We start from the raw sequence: 3,744 nt of genomic DNA, 5'->3' as shown, positions 1-3,744 counted from the left end.
TACTGTGGAATACAATTGCTGATATGCTACCCTTCAAACGGTTCGCAGAAGAAAAAGAAGTCTTTGAAAGTATATTTTCACAATGGTCTAAAGAAAGTGAGGAATATTCAAGTTTCGATCTTCTAGAGAACGGAAAAGGGAATAAAATACCATTTCCAAGAAAGCTTCCTACATTTGAACTAAGTACTGAGCTTGAAGGCATCCAGGACTTTCAAACCATGTATACTAAATTATCTGAAGATTTTACGACCCGAGAAAGTCTTTATCAAAGCCAGTATCAAAAATTTGAACAATACAGAAATAGTATAAATGAAAATATTAGGTCTAATGAAAATTTAAAGTTAGACACCATTTGGTGGAGTAAGGCTTTATACTCTCCTTCCTTAAATCAAAGCTATAGAGAGTTTGAAGGTAAAATTGCCTTAATAGTCATGGTGAGTGATTTACTGTCTCTAATGGAAAATGCGCCACCAGCAAGTATTTCTTATTTAATCTTTGAAACAGTTGCCGACTTACCTAATATAGATATTGAAGAAAAGTTTTCTTTAGAAAAGATATGGGAATTTTATTCAAAAAATAAAGATAGTGTCCCGAAAGAGACTATTCGGCAACTAACAATTGGTTATAAAGACAATTGGTCACTGAAGGACTTTGTTAGTTACGCTTTTTCTGATGATTCTTTCGATACAGATACCGCTATATCTAAACTGAGTATCTCCAAAGATACAGAAATTAGTCTTCCTAAATTGGCTCAAGCTATTTTTCGAGAACAATCTGCTGAAAATCAAGTAGAGACATGAGTATGAGTGATAGTGAAATAACCGTAGGTGGTGTTTGTTCTAGAGAGGGAAAAGATTGTTATGTCGGTGATGGCGGAGCTTGTAGTGAGGGTAAGGATTATCCTAATGAATGCCAATATTTTGAAGTTAAATTAAAAGAAACTACAGAAAATCCTGAATTAAAGCAATATAGGATATGGTGGTCGGGTAATAACTTAGGAATACAAGACTTAAGCCAAATTCGGGCACGAGGCGAAAGCCGTTTTATTGGTGTGTTTGGTTCGCATGACACGGGAAAAACCACATTCTTACTGATTGCTTATCTAAATTATATACGCCAAGGACTTAAATTAAGTTATAAATTTGCTGGTTCTAAAAGCTTGGTAGCATGGGAGAACCTGTCATCTTATTCAAGACTCGATACAACTAAGTCCACTTTCCCACCTCATACTTCTCGACAATCAGAGAGGGTTCCAGGGTTACTACACCTGGCATTAAGAGATAATGAAAGCAATTTGATCGACTTGTTACTTACTGATGCTCCTGGCGAATGGTTCACTACATGGTCATTAAACTCAGATGATCCTAATGCGGGTGGTGCGCAATGGATGGCTACGAACTCAGACATGTTTATCATAACAGCTGATTGTAATAAGTTTGCAGGAGAAAATAGAGGAAAGGCACGAAAAGAGTTATTTATGTTATTTGAAAGACTCATTCCATTTACCAAAAAAAAACCTACAGCTTTAATTTGGACTAAGTCCGATGAGTTAGTAGAAAACCCGATTTCAGACAGAATGAAAAAACAAATTACTGATAAGCTTTTATTTAATATTCCACATGCCAAACAATATAAAGTAACCATAGAAAACCCAGATTCAGTTACTAATGTTATACATGATTTATTACTAGAGAATGAGTCATTCAGACAACCGATAATAGTTTCTGACCCTATTGTGAGCAACTCACCTTTTATGTGCTACCGAGGAAGTCATGTCTAAGAAAAATATATTGGTTATTGGTCGAGCTAACAGTGGTAAAACACACTTTTTTGGACAACTTTATGGTCGTCTTAAAGAGCCTCGAAGCTCACTAAATATCAATGGAACACCAGCAAATTTAGAAATGCTTGGTGAGGTTTTTGAAGCACTAAGCGAAGGTAAAGCTTCTGCTCATACTGTGGCTGAGACTTGGAATAGCCTAAAAATACCATTAATAGATGAAAATGGTAAAGAGTTTGATATAAATTGGCCTGAATACGCAGGTGAGCAATGGGATACTATTTTCTCTACACGCTCGTTAGATGAGAAATGGAAAAGCCAATTAGATGATAGTGATAAATGGCTTATCGTGATTAGGGTGGAAAGCGAACCTACATTCCCAGATTTCCTTGAAAAATTGGCCAATAATGAAAAACCAGAAAAGAAGCATGAATCACCTAATTCCACAAATTGGGACGCAAATCCTTACTGGGTAGAAAAGTTACAGATACTATTACAATTATCAAAAACGCAAATAGCTAACAAAGTTCAAAGCCCTAAGGTAGCCGTTTTGCTTTCCTGTTACGATGAAGTAAATACTGAAAATGCCACTCCACATATGATTTTAGAGCAACGACTACCAATGTTAGCTTCGTATTTGGTCTCTAACTGGGACGAGGATAAATTAAGTATATGGGGGCTTTCTGCATTAGGAAAGGAATTAACAGAAGCGTCAAAAGATGAAGATTTTATTGATGAAGGTCCAGAGAACCAGGGCTGGGTTATATCGCCAAATGAGACTATTGAGCAGAAAAATATCGACCTAACTTTACCTATTAAATGGTTGCTTAATGACTGACTCTGATTTAGCTTTTCCTATTTATGCCACCTATGGTGATAAAGACAATAAGCATCAACTTATCCATACTACTAATTCCGAAGTAGAGCTTCCAAGTCAACTGCTATCTATTACTGATAAACCAGCAGGTTATTTGCCAGCGAATGTAGTTTGGTATCCAGTTCTTGGATGTGAGGTCTTTAACGATTATTGGTGCTTATGGTGTACGTATCCTGATTTTGGAGCTTTTAGAGGAGGAATGGTTAGAAGTAAGGTTGCCTTGTTACCTGTTAATCAAGCGATAGAATTAAACGATTTGACAGATATTTTAATATCAATTATGAATTCTGAAAAATTACCAGAAATTACTAATGAGCAGTTAAAAAACGTATTTGACTCATTAGTAATAGCAACTCACCCTGTCTTAATCTTAGAAAATCTAGCTTCTTTTGCCACTATCATTATGGAGCTTTGGAGAAGTTTATGGCCAAAAGCTAGGAAAAGGCTAATATGTAACGTGAAATGGAGTCCTTCTCAAATCTTAGCCGATGAGAGCGAATTCAATATTGTCGCATCTATAGCATCTAATAAGCTTCGATGGATTGAACCTTATACTGCTATTAGTAGTACTGGCAACAACAATGAGGTTAGCGATACTAGAGCGGTAAAATTTCTTTTAGACCATCAGGATACTATTCTTGAAAATCTCTTAGAGAACACATCATTAGCCATAGAAAAACCTCCGTTACAAAGACTGAGAAAGTTATCAAGAACTGTGGAGTTGATAGACACGTTTAATACAGAACCTTCAGCGTCTCTTGCAATTAACCTTATTAGAAATAGCTTATCATTTGAAGATACTGAAGGTGACTTAGATATATATGTAAACAAAGCACTCATATATCTTGCAGAGAACCTAACAAGTTTAAGCTTTATGGAAGTAGAAAAAATACAAAATATCGTATTTAAAAAGAATCACAACTATAACTTACTATGTCTTTCGTTAGCGAGTTACATCGAAAATAAATTTACTTTATTGAAAGATGAAGATAAAAATAGGTTGATAGCCGACAGTATAAGGAAGAATAGGTGGTGGTATATAGCCCTAAAGAAAGGTATTAGTCAGGGGGTTGATACATTGACGCCT

Annotated in this window: 4 protein-coding genes; all 4 read left to right on the top strand. The window is 35.6% G+C overall.

All coding sequences use genetic code 11. The features are described 5' to 3' along the window. Window positions 1–800 (top strand): GTPase-associated system all-helical protein GASH (locus CXF62_RS14625; RefSeq protein ID WP_228153123.1); only part of this gene is annotated, 800 nt, incomplete at its 5' end. A 2-nt stretch (window positions 801–802) separates the two neighbouring features. Beyond that, window positions 803–1,780, top strand: coding sequence for a TRAFAC clade GTPase domain-containing protein (locus tag CXF62_RS01245; RefSeq protein WP_102083184.1), 978 nt, complete (start codon window positions 803–805; stop codon window positions 1,778–1,780). After that, complete coding sequence (locus CXF62_RS01240) at window positions 1,773–2,618, top strand: TRAFAC clade GTPase domain-containing protein (protein WP_102078927.1); 846 nt, start codon at window positions 1,773–1,775, stop codon at window positions 2,616–2,618. Before CXF62_RS01245 ends, CXF62_RS01240 begins: the two co-directional genes overlap by 8 nt. Then, window positions 2,611–3,744: GAP1-N1 domain-containing protein (locus CXF62_RS01235; protein WP_145990513.1), on the top strand; the 1,134-nt coding region annotated here is incomplete at its 3' end. The genes CXF62_RS01240 and CXF62_RS01235, both read left to right, overlap by 8 nt.

The sequence above is a fragment of the Psychrobacter sp. MES7-P7E genome (genome assembly GCF_002863645.1).
Taxonomy (GTDB): Bacteria; Pseudomonadota; Gammaproteobacteria; order Pseudomonadales; family Moraxellaceae; genus Psychrobacter.
This window is presented reverse-complemented; position numbering and strand designations above follow the sequence as displayed.